Origin of the sequence: Prolixibacter sp. NT017 (assembly GCF_009617875.1) — a bacterium.
Taxonomy (GTDB): Bacteria; Bacteroidota; Bacteroidia; order Bacteroidales; family Prolixibacteraceae; genus Prolixibacter.
Map to the genome: position 1 here is coordinate 2428046 of NZ_BLAV01000001.1, position 22466 is coordinate 2450511.

Below are 22466 nucleotides of genomic sequence, written 5' to 3' on the forward strand. Positions count from 1 at the left end.
TTTAGTAAGGAATTTCATTTGTTTATAATATTTATTCATATCCTGTTTTGCGAAATATGCATCGATTGTCTTCATTCTTCTGCATGAAGATCTATCTCTCATGCCTAACCCATTATTAGAATTGTAAAGCAAGGCCCACCATATAGGTTCTTGAGTTAGGGTAACTGGTATAGTCGATGCCAACCGACTGGTTACCTCCGGAAGACTTGTTGGCGTTGGCCAGTGGATCATATCCGGTATAATTGGTCAGCGTCAACAGATTTTGACCGGTTAAGTAGATATTCAACCCCGACAGCCACTTGATGCTGCTGGTATTGAAGTTATACCCCAACCGCGCAGAGTTTAACCGGACAAAATCCGACTTTTCCAGATAATAGGTTGATATCTGGGGAGAATTGGATGGATTGGCTCCTGAGTCATAATATTTCTTCAGGACATTCCTGTCGGATTGGAGATTGTTGATATTAGCTGCCGTGAAATTCGTGTTGTTGAACAAATAAGCACCGGTCTGGCCAATAATGGAAAAGGAAAAATCAAAGTTTTTGAAATTTAACTGGCTGTTCAAACCGAACATGAAATTGGGCAATGCCCCCTGAACGATTACACGGTCTTTTCCGTCAATTTTCCCATCGTTATTCGTATCCTGATAAATCTCTGAGCCGTCGTTATTGAATCCAATGTGCTTCAGTAAATAGAACGAACCAATTTCATAACCGCTCTTATAAATATTGGCCATCACGCCCGATTGCCCCGGCCCGGAAATGGAACCCGAGTACATTTCGCTAACCGGCAAATCCCGGATTACGTTGTTCAGTGTTGTTCCGTTAACATCTACGCTCCAGTTTAGATTTTTGCTGTTAATTAACCTATAGCCCAGGGTAAACTCAAAACCTTTGTTAATGATTTTAGCACTCACATTCTTCCAAATGTTGTTGGTGGGACTCAACACCGGTGACGGAATGTTCAGAATGGCATCGGTCGTGGTTTTATTATAATAGTCAAACGAACCATAGAGCTTATTATCGAACAGGCTGAAATCTGCTCCAAAATCGTATTGCGTAACGACCTCCCAGTGTAAATTGGGATTCGCAGTCCGCTTAACCGTTACGCCGTTAGTCACTGAACCTTCTGTTAAATGATACCCATTTCCACTTGACAGTGAATAGCTTGCTTTGGTGATTTTGTTGGGAACCTCCTGATTTCCCGTTTGTCCCCAACTTGCCCGGATTTTCAGGTTATCAACCATTGAAGCATTGGTCATGAAGTTTTCCTTGGAGATATTCCATCCTAAAGCAAAAGAGGGAAAATAGCCATATTTCTTATCCTTACCAAAACGGGTCGAACCATCCGCCCTTAGCGAAGCGGTCAGCATGTATTTTGAATCAAATGCATAATTGGCCCGCGTAAAGAATGACTGCAATTCGTTCTCCTGTGCATTTCCATATATGTCAGAAGAGGTATAACCACTGTAATCCGGATTATATTTTGGTTTCACACCAACGCCTTTTTTATTCAATCCATGAATGGAAAAACCACTGCCTTCTGTTTTGAACTTCTGATACGAAAACCCACCAAGCAAGTCCAGCTTATGTCTTCCCTTCAGGAATCCATACGTCAGGTAATGTTCAATAAGTTCACTCTGATTGCTGAGATTTTGCTGACTATAAATACCGGCAGCATTGATAACAGTCTCGTTTTTGTAAATAGTTGTGTTCCGCTGAGAAGAAGCGCGGTCGATGGCATAATTGATTTTATAGGTTAACCCGTTAACGATACGGAAAGAAGCTTCGATATTACCGACCGCCCGGAATGTACTGGTTTCATCTTCATAGATATAAAGCAGGTACATTGGGTTAAAGTTCTGGGTTAGATTGAAATTGGTATAATCACCATTTTTATCGAACACCGGTTGGGTTGGATTGGCCATCAGTGTGTGGGTAATGAGCTGGCCGTCTGAACCGGCATTATCACTTGACGGAACTCCATTTTCATCCATTTTACTTACGGCCAGGTTCATCTTAATCTTCAGGCGTTGATTGTCCAGAAATGATTCCTCCGCATTTAGGCGAGCTGAAAGTCTCTTGAAGTTGCTGTTGCGGATAATACCTTCCTGGTCGATATGTCCCAGCGATGCATAGTAACGTCCCGATTGGGTCTGTTTCGAAAAAGACAGTTCATTATTCGTGGTAACTGCCTTTCTGAAAACCTCATCCTGCCAGTCAGTGCTCGCCCCATGATTATAGGGACTGCCATCGCCAACTGCTTTGCGATATCCATTGGCCGAAAGCATATCAATCTTTTTAGGCAATTCCGACAGCGCCGTATATGAATTGAGGGTAAGCGACGGCTCTCCTTTCCGGCCTTTCCTGGTGGTTATAATGACCACGCCGTTGGAACCCCGGGCACCATAAATGGCGGCTGCCGAAGCGTCTTTCAACACATTAATCGATTCAATATCGCTGGTATTTAAGAAATTCAGTGGATTTTTGGCTTCCGAAGAACCAAAGCCCACATTTCCTCCGGTAGGAGTAACATCACTATTCGAAAGAGGCACTCCGTCGACAACAAAAAGCGGCGTGCTTCCGCTGCGAATCGAACCAAGTCCGCGGATTTGCACATCTACACCACCTCCAGGTTCACCGGATGAGTTGATAATCCGGACGCCGGCCATCTTCCCCTGGAGCAGATTATCGGCCGAAGTATTAATTCCCTGTTTGAAATCCTTCGCTTTTATTGTCGAGATGGAGCCGGTAACATCCTTCTTTGCCTGATTACCGTAGCCAACTACCACCACCTCATTAAGGTCTTTGCTTTCCGGTTTCATTCGAACCTCCAGATAGGCGGATGCCGGTTTTTCAACTTCCTCATATCCAATGAATGAAAAAACCAACGTCTGGCTCACCCCGCTCAGGGTAAAGTTAAAGTTCCCATCCGGGTCGGTTATAGTACCATGGGTTGTTCCTTTTTCCACAATATTGACTCCGGGAAGCGGTTGGCCGTCTTCGTCAACTACTTTCCCTTTTACAGCTTTGACCTGTTGACTTGCGGCATCTTTAGCCATTTCCTTCTTAACCATAACCAGGCGGCCATTAATTGTGTAGGCCAGGTCCGCCTGCCGGGCCAGTCCATCCATCAGCACCTTAAAAGTCTGGTTACGTTTATCCAGCGTGTAGGTATTCTGATCGGTAATGATTTCCTGACCATAGCTAAAACGGTAGTCGGTCATACTCTCCAGGCGCGAAAAAATATTCGTCAACCGGGCATTCTCGATTTTCAAATCAATACTCCGGGCTGAAGCTTTCGTCGTATTCGACCAACCATTCGGAATGGCAATTAGCGAAAAAAGCACAAACCATGCTGATTTAATGGTAAAATGGTTTAATTTTGAAAACATGTCATTAAGTATTTATTTTATAAGTACTTGAATCTTAACCGTGATTGTGGGCGCAATCACGGTTCTTTTTTTCTTTTGTCTTTACATTTTGTGTCTCCGACTCCTTTATAAGTATAAGGCCGTCCGGTCTATTCTTCACTGCTGATTATCTTTCCATGAATTTCAAGTTTTAAGTTTGTGATATAATTTATTTGTTGAAGAATGGGTTCCAGCTTTGCTTCGCCGGGAATGTACACAGTAGCTCTCATTTTAAGCGAATGGGGATTTACCCGGATAGCCACCAATCCAAATTTCTTCTCCAAAAAACTCAGAATCGTTTCCAGACTTTGATCGGCTAGCGTAGTGTTTCCGCTATACCACGGACTTATATCAGCTGCACCAACGTTTTTGACGATTAATTTTTCTCCGTCAGCAGAATAGCAGGCCTCTTGCATGGCAATTAAGTTCACACTGCTCTTACCGGTCGAAACATTCACCTTTCCGGTGTGAACCGTCACCTGGCAACTGTTTCTTCCCATGTGAATATTAAAGGAGGTTCCTAAATCAGTAGTTTTAAGGTTACCGGAGATAATCTCGAAAGGTTTTTTTACATTATGAACAACTCTGAAAAATGCATTCCCTTTCAACATTTTAACCTTACGTTTTTTGACATTGAATCGATTATTGTAGGCGATCGTTGTGTGAGGACTTAAAAAAATTACCGAACCGTCCGGAAGTTTTAGGGAATCCATTTTACTATTCGTTTCCACTGTAAATACTTCCGGTTTAGGACCAGGATGGTATAACCAAACCCCCAGCCCGACAATCAGGATGATGGAGGCTGCGATAGAAATACTCCAACGAGCTTGCTGACGACGGATCGTTTTAAGTTGTCTGCGATGAAGTTGCCACGTTAAACTCCCCCAAATACCTGAAGCAATATCGGCTTTGTTTCCCATCGTTTCTTTGTCCCAGTCTGCTTTTTTCAAAACATTTTTAGTAAACTGGTCCAACAAATTCTTGTCTTTTGGAGTGAGCTTATCGTTTAGATAGTTTTCAATCAACTCGTCCAGGCGGTGTTTCCTATTCTTCATGAATACTGTTCAGTAAACTTTTTACTGTTAGGTACCGTGAACAAGCTATCTGTACCATTCCATTTTGTTACAATTTATCTACATTAAGATGAACCGGGAAAAAGGGTGACGATAGCCGAAGTGAAAAAGGAGACGGGAGTGAACGTTCAGGACTCGTGAAGGTCGGCCTTTAACTGTTTAAATGCCTGGGATAATTGATTTTTCACAGTTTGTCTGGAAAGATTCAGCTGACAAGCAATTTCGTCAACGGGTAAGTTCTGTATTTTACTCATCCGAAAAATGACACCTCTTTTCTCCGGTAGTTTTCTGAGCGACTCCTCCAATCTGCTCAGGAGGTCATGATTTAACTTTTCCTGATGCTCCAAAGTGTAATCTTCAAATCGATCCTGAAGAACCTCACGATTCATCTTCCTATCCCTGTAATAATTAAAAACCTGGAATTTAACAGCCTTAAAAAGATAACTTTCAATGTTCCTTATCTCCAGAACATGTCGTCTTTCCCACACATCGATAAAGATGTCCTGAACAATATTCTGAGACAGTTCCCGGTCAGAAGTCATTTTGAAACTGAAGGCATACAACCTTTCCCAAAACCGGCCAAATAACACCTCGAATGCCTTGTACTCGCCTTTTTTGATTTGGCTTATTAATTCGTTGTTAGCTGGAAATTCCATGAATGCGCTAATGCAAATTTGAACCAACTAAAAATAGCAACATCCAATGGGAAGAAAAGCCGGGGTGTATTATCAATTACAGAAGTTATGATTACATTTCCTTTACAAGCTCCTCCAAATTTCAAGAGTAAAGCCGAAACCCGGCAGTCTTTGTTTTCTTTATCGCCCCGATAAACGGACAAAAAATTTGGCTGTAAGGATCTCCAATCAATCGGATGCCCCTGATTATTTGATACGATGGGTTATTAAAGAACTGATGAAACATCAAACTGGTGGTATCCGCTTATCGTTATATCAGCAAGCTCATTCTCTTTTTCCTCGTGTTGGTTATGCTCCAGCACAATATAAGGATCGCCAGCAGATGGTAGTAATCCTTTTCCGAAAATGGTTATAGGGATCTGCTGCGTGTAGTACTAACTACCAGCCGTGGGTAGTTACCAGTTCCTGCTCCCGGTAGTACTAACTACCAGCCAATGGTAGTTATAAGTACCTGACACGGGTAGTTACAATTACCGGCGCCGAATACCGGGTAACCGAATGTAGCGTCGTGGGCATATTCTCTCATTGTACAACCGGAGCATCACGAAAAAAACAACTGTTTTATTCTATTTTCGGGAAAATTCAGGGCTGCTCCTTTCTGTCATCATTCTTTTCCTGACATTAAAAAAATACAAGCAGTTGTTTTCCCATTTTATTTCCATTTAACAAAAAAATCTCTTTACCTTTGCTCGAAGTTATGGTGACGATTTCCCCATTCGGGAATAGTCTTAAAACGGGAATCCGGTGAAATTCCGGAGCTGTACCCGCAGCTGTAATCCCCAACGATGTTCCAGGCATACCCTGCCACTGTCCCGCTAACACGGGGATGGGAAGGCGCCTGAAACGGGGAGAGCCAGAAGACCTGCCATTTACACAATAATTATTCGAGACTTCGGGAAGAAAGTATCGGATACAGCGTCATAAGCGATACTGTATTTGTATTTCTCCTCATTTGTTGAATCGGTTGGCTAATGCCGGCCCAAATGAGCTGTACCATGAAATTATTTTCATCGTTCAGCGGCGGGAAAGACTGTATGCTTGCCTTACACCGGGTTTTATCCGGCAAAGAGCATCAAGTTGCCTGTCTGCTGAACATGTGTGCGGAGGACGGACTGCGTTCTCTTTCGCACGGACTGAACCGCGGACTGCTTGAACGGCAGTCACAGGCAATGAACATTCCGGTGTTTTTCCAACCTACCGGACGCGCAAACTATGAAACGAAACTCAAAGAGGTCATTGCCCGGCTGAAGGAAGACGGTATTGAAGGTGGCATCTTTGGTGACATTTACCTGGAAGCCCACCGGGTATGGATTGAAAGGGTATGCCGCGAATCGGGCATTATACCGGTTTTTCCTCTTTGGAATGAAAACACCCGTTCACTGGCAATGGAATTTGTCTCCCAGGGATTCAAAGCCCTGACGATTTCGGTGCGACAAGGGGTCGGAAAAGAAGAATGGCTGGGGCAACTACTCGATAACTCGTTTTTCTCAATGCTGGAAGAACTGGAAGGAATCGATCCGTGTGGCGAGAATGGAGAATACCATTCTTTCGTGTTTGATGGCCCCATCTTTGAACAGCCGGTTGCGTTCACCCGCGGAAAGCCCTATACCGGCGATAATCACTGGTTTCTTCCACTTGTTTAAACGTTAAGAAACCATGCAAAAAAAACTTGTCAGCATCCTTCCGTTGCTTCTATGGGTATCGGTATGCCTGGGAAACCAGCCACCAACACGCATTATATCACTGGCTCCGTCGCTGACCCAGGAGATATTCCTCCTGGGGAGCGGCCACCGGTTGGTGGGCGACACCCGTTACTGTGTTGTACCGGAAGCAGCAAAACACGTGGAGAAAGTGGCCACAGCCATGGAAGTAAATGTAGAAAAAGTAGTACGGCTCCGACCTGATTTAGTCGTCGCTACCTCTTTAACATCACCGGAAACGATAACCACACTGAAAAAGATGGGACTGAAAGTGGAGGTATTTCCGCAGCCCCTCAATTACGCTCAAATATGTGAGCAGTTTATGCGTCTGGCCAGTCGACTGGGAAAGACGAAGTGTGCCGATTCGATTGTGGCTGCATCAAAAGAACGCCTGGATGCACTGCGTAGCAAACACACTCCAACTTTTCATCCGGCTGTATTCATGGAGATCGGGACCAAACCGCTCTTTACTGCCATTGGCGGAACCTTTCTGGATGATTTTATCACACAACTCGGCGGCAGCAACATTGCACACGATGCAACCAGCGGTCTCTATTCCCGGGAGGAAGTGCTGCGCCAAAACCCCGATGTCATCATCATTGTCACCATGGGAATCGCCGGCCGGGAAGAAAAGAAGCGCTGGGAACAATTCCCCAAGTTGAAGGCAGTACAGAACCACCAAGTATTCATTGTCGACTCTTACCAGCTATGCAGTCCAACCCCGGTCTCATTCATCGACGGACTGGAAAAAGTAGACAACCTAATTCATCAACATCAAAAGAACAAACAACATGACTAAACGACGATTGATTCACATTTATACCGGAGAAGGGAAAGGAAAAACGACTGCCGCTGTAGGTCTGGCCACACGTGCTCTGGGGCACGAACTCAACGTTTGCTATATCAGCTTTCATAAAGATCCGGAAGTCTATGGGTACACAGAGATTAAAAGCCTGCAGAAACTGGGAGCCGAAGTATACTCTTTTGCCAAAGGCCATCCGGGCTGCTGCCGTCGTATTCCACGGGAAGCTTTGATAGATGATGCTATTCGGGGAATGGAACACGTAGAAAAAATGGTTGCTTCAGAAACCTTCGATTTGGTGATTGTGGATGAACTGAATATTGCGGTAAGAGACCATTTTATCGACGAAGAAAGAGTACTCAAGCTAATGAAAAACAAACCGGATTCCGTGGAGTTGGTCCTTACCGGACGCGGGGCAACGGAGGCAGTCATGGAAGCTGCAGATTATGTCAGCTACATCCGAAAGATAAAACATCCGTACGATGAAGGTATTACATCCCGCAAGGGTATTGAGTTTTAATATGACAAACATGACCGGACATATTCGCTGGATGACAATCCTCCTGCTCCTTTTGGCAGGTCTGGCGCTGACCATCCTGTTTTCGCTTTCGCTGGGGACCGAGAATATCTCTGTTTGGCAGATACCGGAAATTTTTCTGCATCGAAAACCGGTTATGGATTACCAGATTCTAAGCCTGCTCAAACTACCGCGAATCATACTGGCGATATCCGTGGGTGGAGCATTGAGTCTGTCGGGCCTGATTCTGCAAGGAGTTTACCGTAATCCGCTGGTCGAACCCTATACGCTGGGCATATCAGGTGGAGCTGCACTGGGCGTGTGCCTGGCGCTGATGTTCCGGTTGCAGACAACGATCGGGAGTATTGCCAATCCTTTGGCCGGTTTTGCTGGTGCGTTGATAATCATCCTTGTCATCTACCTCTTTAGTCTCCGAAAAGGAAATGTGCAGATAACATCTATGTTGCTGACCGGGGTAATGATTAGTTTCATCACTTCATCATTGCTCATGCTTATCATGGCGCTTTCGCGGATTGAGGATTTGCATGGGATTGTCTTCTGGACCATGGGCTCGCTGGATGAACCTTCGCCCTGGTTAATTACCATTGCAGCAGTCACGTCTGTGAGTGGGTTGCTGATTACATCACTGTTTGTCCATTCCCTCAATGCACTCCGGCTGGGCAAAGAGCCGGCACGCCATCTAGGTATAAACACCAACCGGACTATACGGGTGCTGTTTATCGTGGCTTCCCTGCTAACAGGTGTATCGGTTGCCGTGGCCGGAGTCATCGGATTCGTCGGATTACTGGTTCCACATATCATGCGCCGGCTAACCGGAAGCGACTATCGGTTACTGCTTCCGGCCTCTTTCATTGCGGGAGCCATTTATCTTACTGCAAGCGATACCATTGCCCGAACGATTATTCAACCCAACGAGCTACCGGTTGGAGTCATCACCGGTTTATTAGGGGGCAGCTTATTTCTTTGGTTACAACAAAAAGAGAATAAAGGATGGAAGATATAAACAATGCTGTACCGGTATTACAACTGAAAAAACTGACGGCAGGTTACGGCAATGGCTTTCGGCTGAAAGATATTACCCTAAACATTCGTCAGGGCGATTTCACGGGTATTATAGGCCCCAACGGTGCAGGTAAAACAACATTATTGAAATGTATCGCAGGTGATCTGCCAGCCTGTGCCGAAGCATTTCAGTTGGCAGCTAAACCATTCAACCGGATGCACCTGAAAGAACGCGCCCGCCACATGGCCGTTGTGACTCAAAAAAACGATATCGGGTTCATTACAGTGGAAGATTACGTAATGATGGGACGACTCCCCTACCGGTCACTCTTGTCTGGATTAAGTTGTGTGGAGAATAAGCAGCTTGCTGAAAAATACATGAAAAAAAGTGGTGTATGGGCATATCGTCATCAGGCAGTAAACGAGCTTAGCGGTGGAGAACAACAACTGGTCGCCATCACCCGGGCCCTCGTTCAGGAACCCGACCTACTGCTCCTTGATGAACCAACAGCCCATCTGGATATCGCGCACCAGGTACAGATACTCGATTTTATTCAGCAGTTGAATGAAGAACTGAATCTGGCGGTACTCATGGTAGTCCACGACCTCAACCTGGCGGCAGAATACTGTACGCACTTGCTTCTGATGCAAAACGGTGAGGTCTGTGCCGAAGGAACACCAGGTGAAGTGCTAACGAGGCACCAGGTAAAAGAGGCGTATAAAACCGATGTGACTGTTACCGAAAATCCATTATCCGGAAGGCCCTTTGTGTTCCCGGTTTCCCGGAATGCGACGAACAACCGGAATACCAAAAAGAAAATATCCCATCAAACAGAAAACAAAATCATCTATGAAGAAATAACAACACATTAAATCATCAGCAAATTAATGCGAATGTGGGTGTTCCCCCGGAAGGGGATAAAGGGAACCCGGTGAGAATCCGGGGCTGTACCCGCAGCTGTAAGTCCGGAATACATTTCTTTCCCCAGTTGGTCACTGCCCTGATGTACACAGGACGGGAAGGCCGGAAAGGAACGGACAAGCCAGAAGACCTGCCTGCCAGATTCGCTCATTATAAGCTTTCGGGATAAAAGCGTTGTGATAAAGGCCTGATCAACCTTTGCTGCAAGCAACTCCCAGGGTTTATGCTAAACAACTGTTTAACTTAAATTTTGGAAAATGAAAGGCATTTTATTAGCTGCAGCCGTAACACTATGGGTAACGGCAGCAGAAGCTCAGAAACAGGATTCGGTAAAGAACTACCAACTGGAACAGGTAATTGTGAATGCTTCGCGCTCACAATCCAAGCTGGGAGATATTCCCCGCAAAATCGATGTTTTGACAAAGAACGATTTACAAGCTTCACCAGCCGATAATGTAGGCGATTTATTAAAAAATACGGTGGCAGTCGATATTATCGAATACCCCGGCATCAAAGCCAGTATTGGGATGCGTGGTTTTGCTCCCTCGACGGATAACAAATACAACGTGCTGCTCATTAACGGAATTCCGGCTGGAACAGAAAACTTCGGAACTCTCAGCACTGGTTACCTTCAACAGGTAGAAATCATGAAGGGCCCCTACTCTTCCCTGTACGGAACCAATGCCATGGGTGGGGTCATTAACCTGGTAACCCCCAAGAGTACAGGTAAACTAGTGGGAAGTGTCCGTGGCGGTTTTGGCTCTTTCAATACCTCCCAGCTTTCAGGCCATATCGGCGGTAGCCTCACAAAAAAACTGTCTTTTGATCTGAACCTGAGCGGACTGGGTCAAAACAGCGATTACAAAACCGGAAAGAACAATTTGTTACACCGCTCAGCCATCGAAAAAGAGATCCTCGATCCTTCCACTTTCGACAAAAAATATTCGAATACTTCGTATAAAAAATACAACGAAGGATTGCGACTGGGCTACCAATTCTCCGATAAGGTGGAAGCCAACTACTATCAACGGCTTTTTGCCGGTCGCGATGTGATGACCAACGGAACAATTTACGGTGTGTATGGCAACAGCAAAAAGGATATCACCCGCTGGTCACACGGACTCAATGTGGCAGTAAACGGAAATCGTCACAAACTCTCGGTTTCGCCCTATTTCAGCCGCGAGGTAAACAACTATTACAACATTGCCGGAACCAACGATTTCGTGGAAACAGAAAACGTTTATAAGGAGTTTGGAGTGATGGCCACCGATAAATGGTTGTTGGGAAAACACAACCTGGTTTACGGTATCGATTGGAACAACAAGCAGTACGAATCGAAACGATGGGCAGACGTCGGTGAGCGAACAGCTCCTTATCAGCCTAATTACCGCAACGGTGCATTGGGTGTGTTCGCCGAAGGAAACCTGAATTTTCTACAGGACAAACTGCAGGTTTCAGCCGGTCTGCGTTACGACAACATCAATTTCCATCTTTTCGCTACGCCGGAAATGGAAACCGATGCTCTTTCCGAAAATCACCAGGTGGTCAATCCGCACCTGGCCGCACAGTACAAGATCACCTCTAACTGGCGTGTTTTCACCGGGTACGGAACCGGTTTCCACTCGCCTGATGCCTTTCAGAAAGCAGGAAGTTACAGCTATTCCTCTTCGTACGGAAAGTATAATTACAAAGGGAACCCAAACCTAAAACCTGAAAAATCACGCTCCTTCGACGGGGGCTTTGCCTATGCCAACCGTGATAATGGTTTGAGTGGAAGTCTGACCTACTTCGACACACATCATCTGGATATGATTGACTACGACCGGTCGAACCCCGATTACACTACCTTCAAAAATACCAGTAAGGAACATATGAACGGACTGGAAGCTGGTTTTGCTTACGACTTCGGAGCAAGTTCTGACTATGCCTGGTCGTTGCGTGTTTTCGCCAATGCCACCTATTTGCTACATGCCAAATCAGAAGACAACGACGTGAAGTCCAATCTGAAGTATGTTCGTAAAGCCAATGCCAACTTCGGAATCGAATACCGCGATTTTAAACACTGGCAAACCCGTTTGTCAGGTCGCTATATCGGGCACAGGTATGAGGATAACTGGCTGTACACGTACGACTACACCACCTACGAAGTCATTCCATATACCACGGCCGATGGAACAGCCGTCCGCCCGTCACTCATCAATGATTCTGTATTGAAACATCCGCAATTCCTGGTATTCGATTGGACCGGTTCGTACGCCTTCGCGGAGAACTATACGATTGGTGTTACTGTATCCAACCTGCTCGATGAGATATATACCGAGAAAGACGGTTACCCGATGCCGGGCCGTTCGGTTGGAGGAACCTTTACCTGGAGATTTTAACAAATGAAGAAAACGGGACAACATGGCTAACGTCATTTTCATAACCGGCGGTCAACGTTCCGGAAAAAGCTCCTTTGCCCAGCAAAAGGCTGAGGAGCTTGCTCCGGGCCCTGTTTATGTTGCAACTGCCCGCGTCTGGGACGAGGAATTTCGTCAGCGAATTCAGCGTCACCAACACGACAGGGGGTCACACTGGACCACCATCGAAGAAGAGAAATACCTGAGTCAACCAGACTTAACAGGAAGAGTTGTTGTGCTCGATTGCGTTACCCTCTGGCTCACCAATTTTTTTGTCGATAATGATTTCAATACGGAGCAATCACTGGAACAGGCAAAGGCCGAATGGAAACAATTGATCGAACAAGACTTTACCCTGCTGGTCGTTTCCAATGAAATTGGCATGGGGATTATTCCCGACAAGGAAATGCCCCGCCATTTTGCCGATTTGCAAGGCTGGATGAACCAGTTTATTGCCCGCACTGCCAACGAGGTTTACCTCATGGTTTCCGGTATTCCGGTAAAAATAAAGTAACTATCAAAAGATAAATTATCATGACCAAAGAAGAATTAATACAAGCACTGCAACACAAAATTGACAACAAAACAAAACCTACCGGTTCGCTCGGCCAACTGGAGCGAATTGCCATGCAACTCGGATTAATTCAGCAAACCCTTTCGCCCAAACTGGAAAATCCGGCCATGTTTGTTTTTGCTGCCGATCACGGGCTGGCCGATGAGGGGATTAGCCCTTACCCCAAAGAAGTGACCTGGCAAATGGCCATGAATTTCATGAAGGGCGGAGCTGCGATCAACGTATTTTGCCGCCAGCATGATATTCAGATCAAAATCGTCGATGCCGGTGTCGATTTCGACTTTCCGGAAGACGGCCCTGTTATCCGGGCCAAAATAGCCAGAGGAACCCGGAATATGCGCCATGAACCGGCCATGACAATGGACGAATGCCAAAGGGCTCTCGGACAGGGTGCACAACTGGTTCGCGAAACTTTCGAAAAAGGTTCCAACGTCATCGGATTTGGCGAAATGGGCATTGGAAATACATCTGCTTCTTCGTTGCTGATGCATAAATTCACCGGATATTCCATCGAAGCGTGTACCGGCCGCGGTGCCGGGTTGCAGGATGCGGCACTGGATCGGAAGACCAGGCTGTTGAAAGAGGTGGCAGAAAAATACACAACGGAAACGCCACTGGAAACGCTGGCGACATTCGGCGGACTGGAAATTGCCATGATGTGTGGCGGGATGTTGGAAGCAGCACGCCTGGGCATAGTTGTCCTGGTGGATGGCTTTATTGCCACAGCAGCTGCATTAACAGCCTGCCAGTTCGAACCGGAAGTACTTGATAACCTGATATTTTGCCATACATCCGATGAAAAGGGTCACCGGCTGATGTTAAGTTACCTGAAAGCGGAACCGGTGCTGAACCTCGGCCTGCGTCTAGGTGAAGGAACCGGAGCCGCCCTGGCTTATCCCCTCCTGGTTTCGGCAACAAAATTTATTAACGAAATGGCCAGTTTCGACGAAGTCGGTGTTTCATCCAAATAAGGTATGATCAAAAACGAAATCAAAGCGTTTCTAACTGCCGTGATGTTCTATACCCGGTTGCCTGTCCCGTTCCTCTTCGAGCACCATCCGGAATATTTAAGCCGGGGAACAACCTGGCTTACTTTTATTGGCTGGATTGTTGGTGGCGTATCAGCTCTGATTTTCCTGGCTGCACAAATGTTGTTCCCGGCAACAGTAGCTATTCTCTTTAGTATGGTCGCAACGATTCTACTTACCGGCGCTTTTCATGAAGACGGCTTTGCCGATATGTGCGACGGTTTTGGTGGCGGATACGGAAAAGAGCAAATACTGAACATCATGAAAGATTCGCGGTTAGGAACCTATGGCGGCGCCGGACTTATCCTGATGTTACTAATGAAGTTCTCGGTATTGTCGAATATCGACGCCCGGCTCATTCCGCTCGCGATGCTGGCCGGACATGCTTTTAGCCGCTGGGCCCCGGTCTGGCTCATCAAAGTGGGGAAATACGTACAACGAACCGACGCAAAAGCCAAACCCGTTGCAGAAAGCATCGGATGGCCCCGTCTCTTCTTTTCCGGCTTGTTTGCCATCATTCCGCTGCTTTTTCTGCCGGAATGGAGCATCTTTTGGGTAATTCCAGTAACAGCAGCCGGGATAGTGTTCTTCTTTCGTTACCTGAAAAAACACATCGGAGGCTATACCGGCGATACGCTGGGAGCTTCGCAGCAGCTGGCAGAAATAACTTTTTACCTGGTCATGCTGGCCGCTCATAATGGATAGCCCATGGGAACTGTGGTATTAATCAGACATACAAGCGTTGACGTACCGGCAGGGACGATTTACGGACAAACGGATGTTCTTCCCGATCGCACGTTTGCTGCCGAAGCAGAGAAACTAAAGAGCGAAGTTCGTCCGTTTACCGGCTTTTCGGTATTTTCAAGCCCGTTGACCCGCTGCCGGATGCTGGCCGAAGCACTCTTCCCCGGAAGGGAAATCCACTTCGATCAACGAATCACTGAACTTGACTTTGGTAACTGGGAAAGCCGTCGCTGGGAGGAGATAGAACAGCTGGAAGAAGGGCGTTACTGGTTCGACCGTTATCAAACAGTCCGTTGCCCGGGAGGCGAAGGTTATCCGGACCTGTATAGCCGCGTACGTGACTTTCTTATCTGCTACCGCAAAGAATTCGCCGGCGGTGCAGTCATTATAACACACGGCGGTCCTTTCCGGGTATTGGCCGGGTTATTAAAAGGAATGAGTGCGGAAGGTGTATGGGATTTGCCGGCCCCGCCTTACGGCGGATTGGAATTATTTGAACTGGAATAGATGGAGATGGAAAAAATATTGAAGCCCGTTATGTTCGTAGGAACCGGTTCTGATGTAGGGAAAAGCATCATCACCGCCGGATTTTGCCGGATACTGAAACAGGATGGCTACCGTCCGGCACCGTTCAAAGCGCAGAATATGTCACTGAACAGCTATGCCACTCCCGAGGGACTGGAGATTGGCCGGGCACAAGCCGTGCAAGCTGAGGCGGCCGGTATTGCCTGCCGGAGTGAAATGAATCCGGTCCTGCTGAAACCCACCGGCGATCAACATTCACAGGTGGTACTGAACGGCAAGCCTATCGGGAACCAGTCGGCAAAAGCCTATTTCCTGGAAACAGATCGCGACTACCTGTTTAACCAGGCAATGAAAGCCTGGCATTACCTCAACGGGAAATATCATCCGGTGGTGATGGAAGGTGCGGGCAGTATTTCAGAACTCAATCTGCGCGACAAGGATATCACCAATATGCGGATTGCCCGGCAAACCGGCGCGGCCACGTTCCTGGTTGCCGACATCGACCGGGGAGGCGTTTTTGCCAGCGTATACGGCTCGGTGATGTTGCTGCCTCCCGAAGAACGCGATTTGATTGCCGGCATCATTATCAACAAGTTCCGGGGTGACATGTCTCTTTTCGACGAAGGCCGAAAAATAATGGAAGAGATTACCGGGAAACCGGTGGTGGGAGTCATTCCTTACTTTCGTAACATCCGTATTGAAGATGAGGACGCTGTTCCGCTGGCGTTGAAAAGACATCATCCCGTTCAGGGAAAAATCAATGTGGCAGTGGTGTTGCTTCCCCGCATGGCTAACTTCACCGATTTCAGTCTTCTCGAGCAAATCAGCAGCGTCAATCTTTACTTTACACACGATATTTCAGCCATACGTGAAGCCGATATGGTTATTCTGCCCGGCTCCAAAAATACCATCGACGATCTGCTCTACCTGAAAAGCACCGGCATGGCCGACGAACTGGTAAAGGCCGCACAAAACGGAAAACCGTTATATGGCATTTGCGGCGGCTATCAAATGATGGGGACAGAAATTCATGACCCGGAAGGTGTGGAAGGCAAAGTCCGGTCGGTGAAAGGACTCGGAATACTCCCGGTAACTACTACCCTGACCGGTGAAAAGATTACCCGACAGCGACAGTTTGCCTACCGGAAAGGGAAAGCCTTAACCAACAGCGGCTACGAAATTCATATGGGAGAGACTGTTCTCGTCGGTGGAAAACCGGTAGCCTGCTTCGAAGACGGAACTCGCGATGGCTGTCTGCTCAACGAGCATTGCTGGGGAAGTTACCTCCACGGCATATTCGATAACCGCGAGGTGGTAGAACAAATACTAAAGACGGTCAGTCCCGGATTTTCGGAACCCATTCCCGACTACCTGGCTTTTAAAGAAAAGCAGTACGACAAACTTGCCACGCACATCCGGAAGCATGTCGATATGGATCAGTTTTACCGATTGGTAACCCATGAAAACCAGGGACAATGATTCACGGGCACGGTGATGATCAGAATTTCAGGGGGACTTCACTCAGGGCTGACTTCAGCTCCAATACGTATTACGGCGGACTGCCGCCTGGTTTAACCGAACATTTGCAGGACCAAATCCCCCGCTTAGCTCATTATCCCGAACCGGATGCCGCAGAACTTACGAGGTTACTGGCCGATTTGCATAACATATCGCCGGAACAGGTTTTTCCCGGGAATGGCGCAACGGCATTGATTTATCGGCTGGCCAGACTTTACACAGGAAAGCGCTCTGCTATTCATATTCCGACCTTTTCGGAATATGAAGATGCCTGCCGCCTGAATAACCATCAACTAACATACTTCCACAGAAACAGCCTGTCAACTCAATCTTCGCCCAATGCGGATGTTATCTGGCTTTGTAATCCCAACAATCCCGATGGTTCCCTCCTCCCGTCTGTCGATATTGAAACACTGCTGAAGACACATCGACAAACCATGGTAATAGTAGACGAGGCATACGAACCACTGGCTTTCCAACCGTGTTCCGTGCTTCCGCTGCTGCCAAAGTATCCCAACCTGGTAGTCATCCGTTCGCTGACCAAAGCTTTTGCCATGCCTGGTATCCGGTTGGGTTATGTAGTGGCCTATCCGGGAATCATCGCTCAGCTAAAACACTTTGCACAGCCGTGGGAACTGGGAACGATGACGCAGGAAACCGGGAAATTCATCGCGGTAAATCATCAATCACTTCTTCCCGACAGGAAAAAACTGGAAAAGGAAACCAACCTTTTCAGAGAACAATTACAGCAACTACCGGAATTTGCGTTTTATCCGACAAGCTGTCCTTTTTTACTGGGCCAGACACTCCAAGGTAAGGCTTCCGAGTTAAAGCATTGGTTACAGGATAAATACTCGCTACTCATACGTGATGCCGGAAATTTCCGGGGGCTGGATTCCTCTCACTTCCGGGTCTCGCTTCGAACCCAAAAAGAAAATCAACTGCTCATCGAAGCTCTGAAACAATGGAAAGCATAGCCTACACCACAGCCATTCCCATTTTGGGTTACCTGCTCGACCTGTTATCAGGCGATCCCCGCTGGTTTCCTCATCCCGTAAGGGGATTCGGTTACCTGATTGCCCGCGGGGAGCGTTGGTTGAACAGGGGAAAACACCGCATTGTTACAGGCGCTTTCCTAACTCTGGTTCTCGTACCCGGAACATGGTTACTGTTTTCTATCGCCGGCTCTGTGTTGTACCAGCTATCGCCGGTAATCGCCGGTATTTGGTCAGTAGTTTTTTTCTGGCTCGGGCTGGCCAACCAAAGCCTCATTTCGGAGAGTAGAGCCGTAATAGACGCACTAGAGAAACAAGGTATCGAAGCCGGAAGAAAGCAACTAAGCTATATCGTAGGCCGGGAAACAAATGAATTGTCGCCGTCGCAAATCCGGACGGCCGTACTCGAAACCATGTCGGAAAACCTCAGCGATGGTGTAGTAGCTCCCCTATTCTGGTACACTATCGGAGGCATCCCGTTGATGTTCGCGTACAAGATGGTTAACACGCTTGATTCAATGATTGGCTACAAAAGTGAGCGCTACCGCTTGTTTGGCCGCTTTGCTGCCCGCCTAGACGATATTGCCAACTATCTGCCGGCAAGGTTAACGGCATTCATCATGGCCATGGTCTCCTTTTCGTTTCGCGGATTACAGTATGCCGTTCGGTACGGTCGCCGCCATAGCAGTCCCAATGCTGGGTGGCCCGAAGCGACACTGGCCGGTATTCTCGATTGCCGTTTCGGAGGCCCCAACCGGTACCATGGCCAATGGGTAGATAAACCTTATATCGGAGAAAACAGCCAGGAGATTACCAACAATGACTTCTCCAGAGCCAAAACCATCAATCACCGGGTTACTGCTGCCGTAGTATTGGGTGTTATATTGGCGGGCATTATTTAGGCGATAAGTCAATTCATTCAACATTTTGAACCTAATTATCGAGACTACTATTTTAAAGGGCCTCACCCAACCGGAAGAGATGAATGGATGCGTGTCGGAAGCATCATTCCCGGAAAAGTCTCACTAAAACCGTTGAAGTACATGCCCGTCTTTAACCCTAAAAACTAACTGAACCAACAGGCATGCCTTTTTTGTTCCGGTTCTTCGCGGCCAGGTGAAAGCCCTTGTATTTTGATGGTTACTGTTGTTGAAAAAAGTGTTAAGTGTTAAGTATTAAGTTTTAAGAAAGACGTTAGACTGCGGACCTGAACCTTTCACCTCTTAATTATTCATTGTTAATTGATTTTAGGGTTTCAGGTTGCGCTGGTTGCGACCTTTGACGGTTGTTGGGTTCTATGATTACTATGGTTTCTGTTGTTTCTGTTGTTTCTGTTGTTGAGCCCTTGTCAGCGACAGAGCCATTGCGGTCGAAACAACCTTCTCTTTTTCAATTCACGTTATCACGCGACCGCTGTGACCGCGCGTACTTGCCAACCCGGGGTGGCTAAACCTCACGGTTTCTTACCCCGGGCTACGGAGCTTGAACTCCTTCAGAGTTCTGCCAGATGTTACACCACCCAATAAACCGGAGCTCAATTGCCCCGTGGATTTAGCCCAATGGTCTCCATCACGTAAAGGTCAAATACCGCGTAGCGGTTATTGTATTGTAGCATCGGGTCATTGAGCGAGGGCGTTTTCCCCGTAGGGGATATACTTTTTTCCATCCGGTTCAATGAGTTGTCAGGAATAACACCTACGGTGTAATGGCGTGGAATGCAATACCCTGGCTACAATACCTGATGCCCTACGGGCAATTCCGTTGATGTTGTTATGAGGACGGTTGTTGGTTTCTGTGGTTGCTATGGTTACTGTCGTTACTATCGTTACGATTGTTTCTGTTGTTGAGCTCTTATCAACGACAGAGCCATTGCGGGCGAAACAACATTCTCTTTTTCAATCCACGTTATCGCGCGACCGCTGTGTGGTGGCAGGTGACGTCCTTGCCCCATGGCGTTGCCAGGGGTTATTGCTGTAAGACCGTTGGCCTTGTAATGGCATCCACGTTTCTGTCGTCATCAGGCTGAAGGCCTGAAAGCACAAAGCACGGGGTAACACGAGATGTATATCGAGGGGCCACCCCGGGTTAGATGTTCCGAAGCGAGCAGAGGCGCACATTCCGGCCCGAATTGGAACGAATACATTGTTGCGCCGCACATGAATGGTTGAAGGAAAGACGTTAGACTGCAGACCTGAACCTTTCACCTCTTAATTATTCATTACACATTATTCATTGTTAATTGATTTTAGGGTTTCTTGTTGCGCTCTTATCAACGTCATCGCTATTGCGGTCGAAACACCACCACCGTTTGAATTCACATCGCCTCGCGACCCGAATTTAAAAGGGCTTCACCCGGCCTTCCAAAAGATATGCTGAAAACAGAATTTCCGGGTGGAATTCAACATGCTGACTTCAAACCTAACTAAACCGACCAGCATGTTTTTCTGTACACATATCCTTGTAGCCGGGCAAAAACCCTTTGTTGTTTTTCAGCAGGTGTTTCCATTACCACTTTCAATGCCGGGGCCGTTTAACCTGAATGGAGGAATGGGGACCACTCCCCTCCGCTGGAGACGGTCCCCTACCAATCAACCTCCACCCCCGGACCCCAATGGCAGAATCAACCTTTTTTCACCTGCCTCACTTTCTGTTTTCTCTTTTCATTCAAATGCCCCAACTCATAAGCTGATTCCCCGCTTAATTGGCTGCATTACCCACCATATTCGGGTTGGTCGATAATTCGGAGGAAGGAACCGGCACCCGCAAATCTTTGGCATAGTTAAAGGTTGCCGTCCCGGTTAAACCAGTCTGGGCCACCTGTACTGCATTTTTATTTACCAGGTTGTCCAGCATAGAAGCTGCATCCGGATCATTGGGATTGTTATACCAGCGCATCAGGTTAAAGAAACGCCACCCTTCCCAGTATAATTCAACCGAATATTCGTGCTTAAGTAACCGACGGGCCGTATTGACCGTTGTGCCCGGAAGAATGACTGTTCCATCGTCGGCAACAACCCGGCCTAATGTAGGGGCTGCAGCTATTAACTCTTCCCCGGAAGGGAGCGTTCCTTCGCCTTCTGTATAAAACATTTCCTGGTCCGCCTCCGAAGGGTTCACCATTTCGTTATTTGCCCGCGCCCTGACCTGATCGATATAAGTAAGAGCGGTGGTCTCGTCCCCCGTCTCTATACAACATTCGGCATACATTAATAAAACATCGGCATAGCGGATTAACCGGTCATTAATGCCGCTTTTCCCCGCATCGCTCACAAATCCATCTTCGCCGTATTTCCGTACCCCGAACCATTTACCTTTCCAGTTGGCAAATGTACCCCCGCTGAACAGGTCGTCGTAGCCAATCCACTCACCCGATTTTCCCAGGAACCTGGCACCGTCGGGAATCCACAACCCCTGGTAGGCGCGCGGGTCGATGATGTTACCGTTGGCGTCACGCTCAAATTCGGCATACAAAGCCAATGATGGCTGACCGTTCCACCATCTTCCCGATTCGGTTGAGTTAGGGGATGTCAGTTCTATCTGCCGCCAGGTATTTTGCCCCGATATTGTCCAGCTGCCGATATCTCCGTCAGCCACGGGGTTGTAACCGTCAGTATCCAGACTTTTGCAGAACTGCACTTCAAATATCGACTCCTTGTTGTTTTCATTGGCGTCTGAGCCGTTGTCACGGTAATTGTTTACCAGCTCATATTCGCCCGAATCAATAATCTTTTTCAAGGCTTCTTTGGCCTTACCCCACTCAGCATCGCCGGCACCGGCCGTACCATCCAGGATAGGTCGCCCCATATAGGCCTTCGCCAGGTAAGCCAGAGCCGCCCCTTTGGTGGCACGCCCGATATTAGCCTCATCGGCGTAAACAACTGAACGGACCGGGAGCAAACCGGCGGCATCCTGAAAATCCTTGATCATCTTCTGGTAAATGACTCCCGGCTCCGACGCCCCGAGGGTGTAATCTTCACCCCCGGTTGTTGTATAATCTCTGTCGGGAATTTGGTCGCCCCAGAAAAACACCAGGTAAAAACGGCTCAATCCGCGTAGGAAAATCGCCTCCCCTCTCAGCCGGTCATACAATGCCTTGTCATCCGTATTGCTCAAATCAAAAGCATTATCCTGGTTGGCATCCAGCTTTTCCAGTGCAAAATCTGCTGCATACTGAAGCACATATAAATCCTGCCATGTCAGCGACATAAAATCATTATCGGCCTGAACCGTGTACTCCGACAGGCTGGCCGATGAAGGTTCACCCGCTGCTGCCCCACTGGTAAAAGCATATTCGTCACTCCGGGCATTCAGCATAAATGGCATGCAACGGGCCCAGCACCCGCCCCGCTGAAGAATATTGTAAGCCCCGTTCACGGCATAAATTAAATGCTCCTGTGTATTGTAATAAGTCGCATCACTCTCTGCCGTGGGATTCGCATACTCCATCCCCGGCTCGCATCCTGTAAATAACAGCAGGAGTATTCCCGCCAGGACACTGCAGTATAATTTGATTCGTTTCATCTGATTCAAAATTTTAAA

General features: G+C 47.4%; 17 protein-coding genes and 2 riboswitches. Of the genes, 13 read left to right on the top strand and 4 right to left on the bottom strand.

The annotated features are described in order from the left end of the window. Positions 1-115 precede the first annotated feature (115 nt). From GJU87_RS10000 to GJU87_RS10010, 3 genes are all read right to left on the bottom strand, one after another. A complete protein-coding gene (locus GJU87_RS10000) occupies positions 116-3394 on the bottom strand; it encodes a TonB-dependent receptor (protein ID WP_153639393.1) in 3279 nt (1092 codons plus the stop codon). Between the two features lie 128 nt (positions 3395-3522). Next, on the bottom strand, positions 3523-4467 hold the full coding sequence (locus GJU87_RS10005) for a FecR family protein (RefSeq protein WP_153639394.1): 945 nt from the start codon (positions 4465-4467) through the stop codon (positions 3523-3525). 146 nt (positions 4468-4613) lie between these two features. Continuing rightward, entirely contained in the window at positions 4614-5141 is a 528-nt protein-coding gene (locus tag GJU87_RS10010; RefSeq protein ID WP_153639395.1) for an RNA polymerase sigma factor, read from the bottom strand. A 720-nt stretch (positions 5142-5861) separates the two neighbouring features. Next, positions 5862-6065: riboswitch (cobalamin riboswitch) on the top strand. 110 nt (positions 6066-6175) lie between these two features. Here GJU87_RS10010 and GJU87_RS10015 point away from each other — a divergent pair. The 13 genes from GJU87_RS10015 to cbiB all read left to right on the top strand — a co-directional run bounded on the left by GJU87_RS10015 (position 6176) and on the right by cbiB (position 18829). Continuing rightward, positions 6176-6823, top strand: a complete 648-nt coding sequence (locus GJU87_RS10015) for a diphthine--ammonia ligase (RefSeq protein ID WP_194831501.1) — start codon at positions 6176-6178, stop codon at positions 6821-6823. A 13-nt stretch (positions 6824-6836) separates the two neighbouring features. Beyond that, positions 6837-7679, top strand: a complete 843-nt coding sequence (locus tag GJU87_RS10020) for an ABC transporter substrate-binding protein (protein WP_153639397.1) — start codon at positions 6837-6839, stop codon at positions 7677-7679. Beyond that, positions 7672-8202, top strand: coding sequence for a cob(I)yrinic acid a,c-diamide adenosyltransferase (locus tag GJU87_RS10025; RefSeq protein ID WP_153639398.1), 531 nt, complete (start codon positions 7672-7674; stop codon positions 8200-8202). Before GJU87_RS10020 ends, GJU87_RS10025 begins: the two co-directional genes overlap by 8 nt. Continuing rightward, positions 8165-9223: an iron ABC transporter permease gene (locus GJU87_RS10030; protein ID WP_228491945.1), complete on the top strand. Its 1059-nt coding sequence runs from the start codon at positions 8165-8167 to the stop codon at positions 9221-9223. The genes GJU87_RS10025 and GJU87_RS10030 overlap by 38 nt, the downstream gene beginning before the upstream one ends. Beyond that, a complete protein-coding gene (locus tag GJU87_RS10035; RefSeq protein ID WP_153639399.1) occupies positions 9211-10095 on the top strand; it encodes an ABC transporter ATP-binding protein in 885 nt (294 codons plus the stop codon). Before GJU87_RS10030 ends, GJU87_RS10035 begins: the two co-directional genes overlap by 13 nt. An 8-nt stretch (positions 10096-10103) precedes the next feature. Beyond that, positions 10104-10297, top strand: a riboswitch (cobalamin riboswitch). 104 nt (positions 10298-10401) lie between these two features. Beyond that, complete coding sequence (locus GJU87_RS10040; RefSeq protein ID WP_153639400.1) at positions 10402-12525, top strand: TonB-dependent siderophore receptor; 2124 nt, start codon at positions 10402-10404, stop codon at positions 12523-12525. A 22-nt stretch (positions 12526-12547) separates the two neighbouring features. After that, complete coding sequence (gene cobU, locus GJU87_RS10045; RefSeq protein WP_153639401.1) at positions 12548-13057, top strand: bifunctional adenosylcobinamide kinase/adenosylcobinamide-phosphate guanylyltransferase; 510 nt, start codon at positions 12548-12550, stop codon at positions 13055-13057. 20 nt (positions 13058-13077) lie between these two features. Beyond that, a complete protein-coding gene (cobT, locus tag GJU87_RS10050) occupies positions 13078-14088 on the top strand; it encodes a nicotinate-nucleotide--dimethylbenzimidazole phosphoribosyltransferase (protein WP_153639402.1) in 1011 nt (336 codons plus the stop codon). 3 nt (positions 14089-14091) lie between these two features. Beyond that, entirely contained in the window at positions 14092-14850 is a 759-nt protein-coding gene (locus GJU87_RS10055) for an adenosylcobinamide-GDP ribazoletransferase (protein WP_153639403.1), read from the top strand. Between the two features lie 3 nt (positions 14851-14853). Next, complete coding sequence (locus GJU87_RS10060) at positions 14854-15396, top strand: histidine phosphatase family protein (RefSeq protein WP_153639404.1); 543 nt, start codon at positions 14854-14856, stop codon at positions 15394-15396. A gap of 6 nt (positions 15397-15402) precedes the next feature. Further along, positions 15403-16893 (top strand): cobyric acid synthase, encoded by a 1491-nt coding sequence (locus GJU87_RS10065; protein ID WP_153639405.1) that lies wholly within the window; start codon positions 15403-15405, stop codon positions 16891-16893. Continuing rightward, positions 16890-17909 (top strand): histidinol-phosphate transaminase, encoded by a 1020-nt coding sequence (locus tag GJU87_RS10070; protein ID WP_153639406.1) that lies wholly within the window; start codon positions 16890-16892, stop codon positions 17907-17909. Before GJU87_RS10065 ends, GJU87_RS10070 begins: the two co-directional genes overlap by 4 nt. Further along, entirely contained in the window at positions 17897-18829 is a 933-nt protein-coding gene (gene cbiB, locus GJU87_RS10075; protein ID WP_153639407.1) for an adenosylcobinamide-phosphate synthase CbiB, read from the top strand. Before GJU87_RS10070 ends, cbiB begins: the two co-directional genes overlap by 13 nt. 1795 nt (positions 18830-20624) lie before the next feature. Here the strand turns inward: cbiB and GJU87_RS10080 are convergent. After that, complete coding sequence (locus GJU87_RS10080; protein WP_153639408.1) at positions 20625-22448, bottom strand: RagB/SusD family nutrient uptake outer membrane protein; 1824 nt, start codon at positions 22446-22448, stop codon at positions 20625-20627. Positions 22449-22466 lie beyond the last annotated feature (18 nt).

Coding starts and splice junctions, on each gene's coding strand:
- GJU87_RS10000 (WP_153639393.1), bottom strand. CDS start 3,394: ATGTTTTCAAAATTAAACCATTTTACCATTAAATCAGCATGGTTTGTG.
- GJU87_RS10005 (WP_153639394.1), bottom strand. CDS start 4,467: ATGAAGAATAGGAAACACCGCCTGGACGAGTTGATTGAAAACTATCTA.
- GJU87_RS10010 (WP_153639395.1), bottom strand. CDS start 5,141: ATGGAATTTCCAGCTAACAACGAATTAATAAGCCAAATCAAAAAAGGC.
- GJU87_RS10015 (WP_194831501.1), top strand. CDS start 6,176: ATGAAATTATTTTCATCGTTCAGCGGCGGGAAAGACTGTATGCTTGCC.
- GJU87_RS10020 (WP_153639397.1), top strand. CDS start 6,837: ATGCAAAAAAAACTTGTCAGCATCCTTCCGTTGCTTCTATGGGTATCG.
- GJU87_RS10025 (WP_153639398.1), top strand. CDS start 7,672: ATGACTAAACGACGATTGATTCACATTTATACCGGAGAAGGGAAAGGA.
- GJU87_RS10030 (WP_228491945.1), top strand. CDS start 8,165: ATGAAGGTATTACATCCCGCAAGGGTATTGAGTTTTAATATGACAAAC.
- GJU87_RS10035 (WP_153639399.1), top strand. CDS start 9,211: ATGGAAGATATAAACAATGCTGTACCGGTATTACAACTGAAAAAACTG.
- GJU87_RS10040 (WP_153639400.1), top strand. CDS start 10,402: ATGAAAGGCATTTTATTAGCTGCAGCCGTAACACTATGGGTAACGGCA.
- cobU (WP_153639401.1), top strand. CDS start 12,548: ATGGCTAACGTCATTTTCATAACCGGCGGTCAACGTTCCGGAAAAAGC.
- cobT (WP_153639402.1), top strand. CDS start 13,078: ATGACCAAAGAAGAATTAATACAAGCACTGCAACACAAAATTGACAAC.
- GJU87_RS10055 (WP_153639403.1), top strand. CDS start 14,092: ATGATCAAAAACGAAATCAAAGCGTTTCTAACTGCCGTGATGTTCTAT.
- GJU87_RS10060 (WP_153639404.1), top strand. CDS start 14,854: ATGGGAACTGTGGTATTAATCAGACATACAAGCGTTGACGTACCGGCA.
- GJU87_RS10065 (WP_153639405.1), top strand. CDS start 15,403: ATGGAAAAAATATTGAAGCCCGTTATGTTCGTAGGAACCGGTTCTGAT.
- GJU87_RS10070 (WP_153639406.1), top strand. CDS start 16,890: ATGATTCACGGGCACGGTGATGATCAGAATTTCAGGGGGACTTCACTC.
- cbiB (WP_153639407.1), top strand. CDS start 17,897: ATGGAAAGCATAGCCTACACCACAGCCATTCCCATTTTGGGTTACCTG.
- GJU87_RS10080 (WP_153639408.1), bottom strand. CDS start 22,448: ATGAAACGAATCAAATTATACTGCAGTGTCCTGGCGGGAATACTCCTG.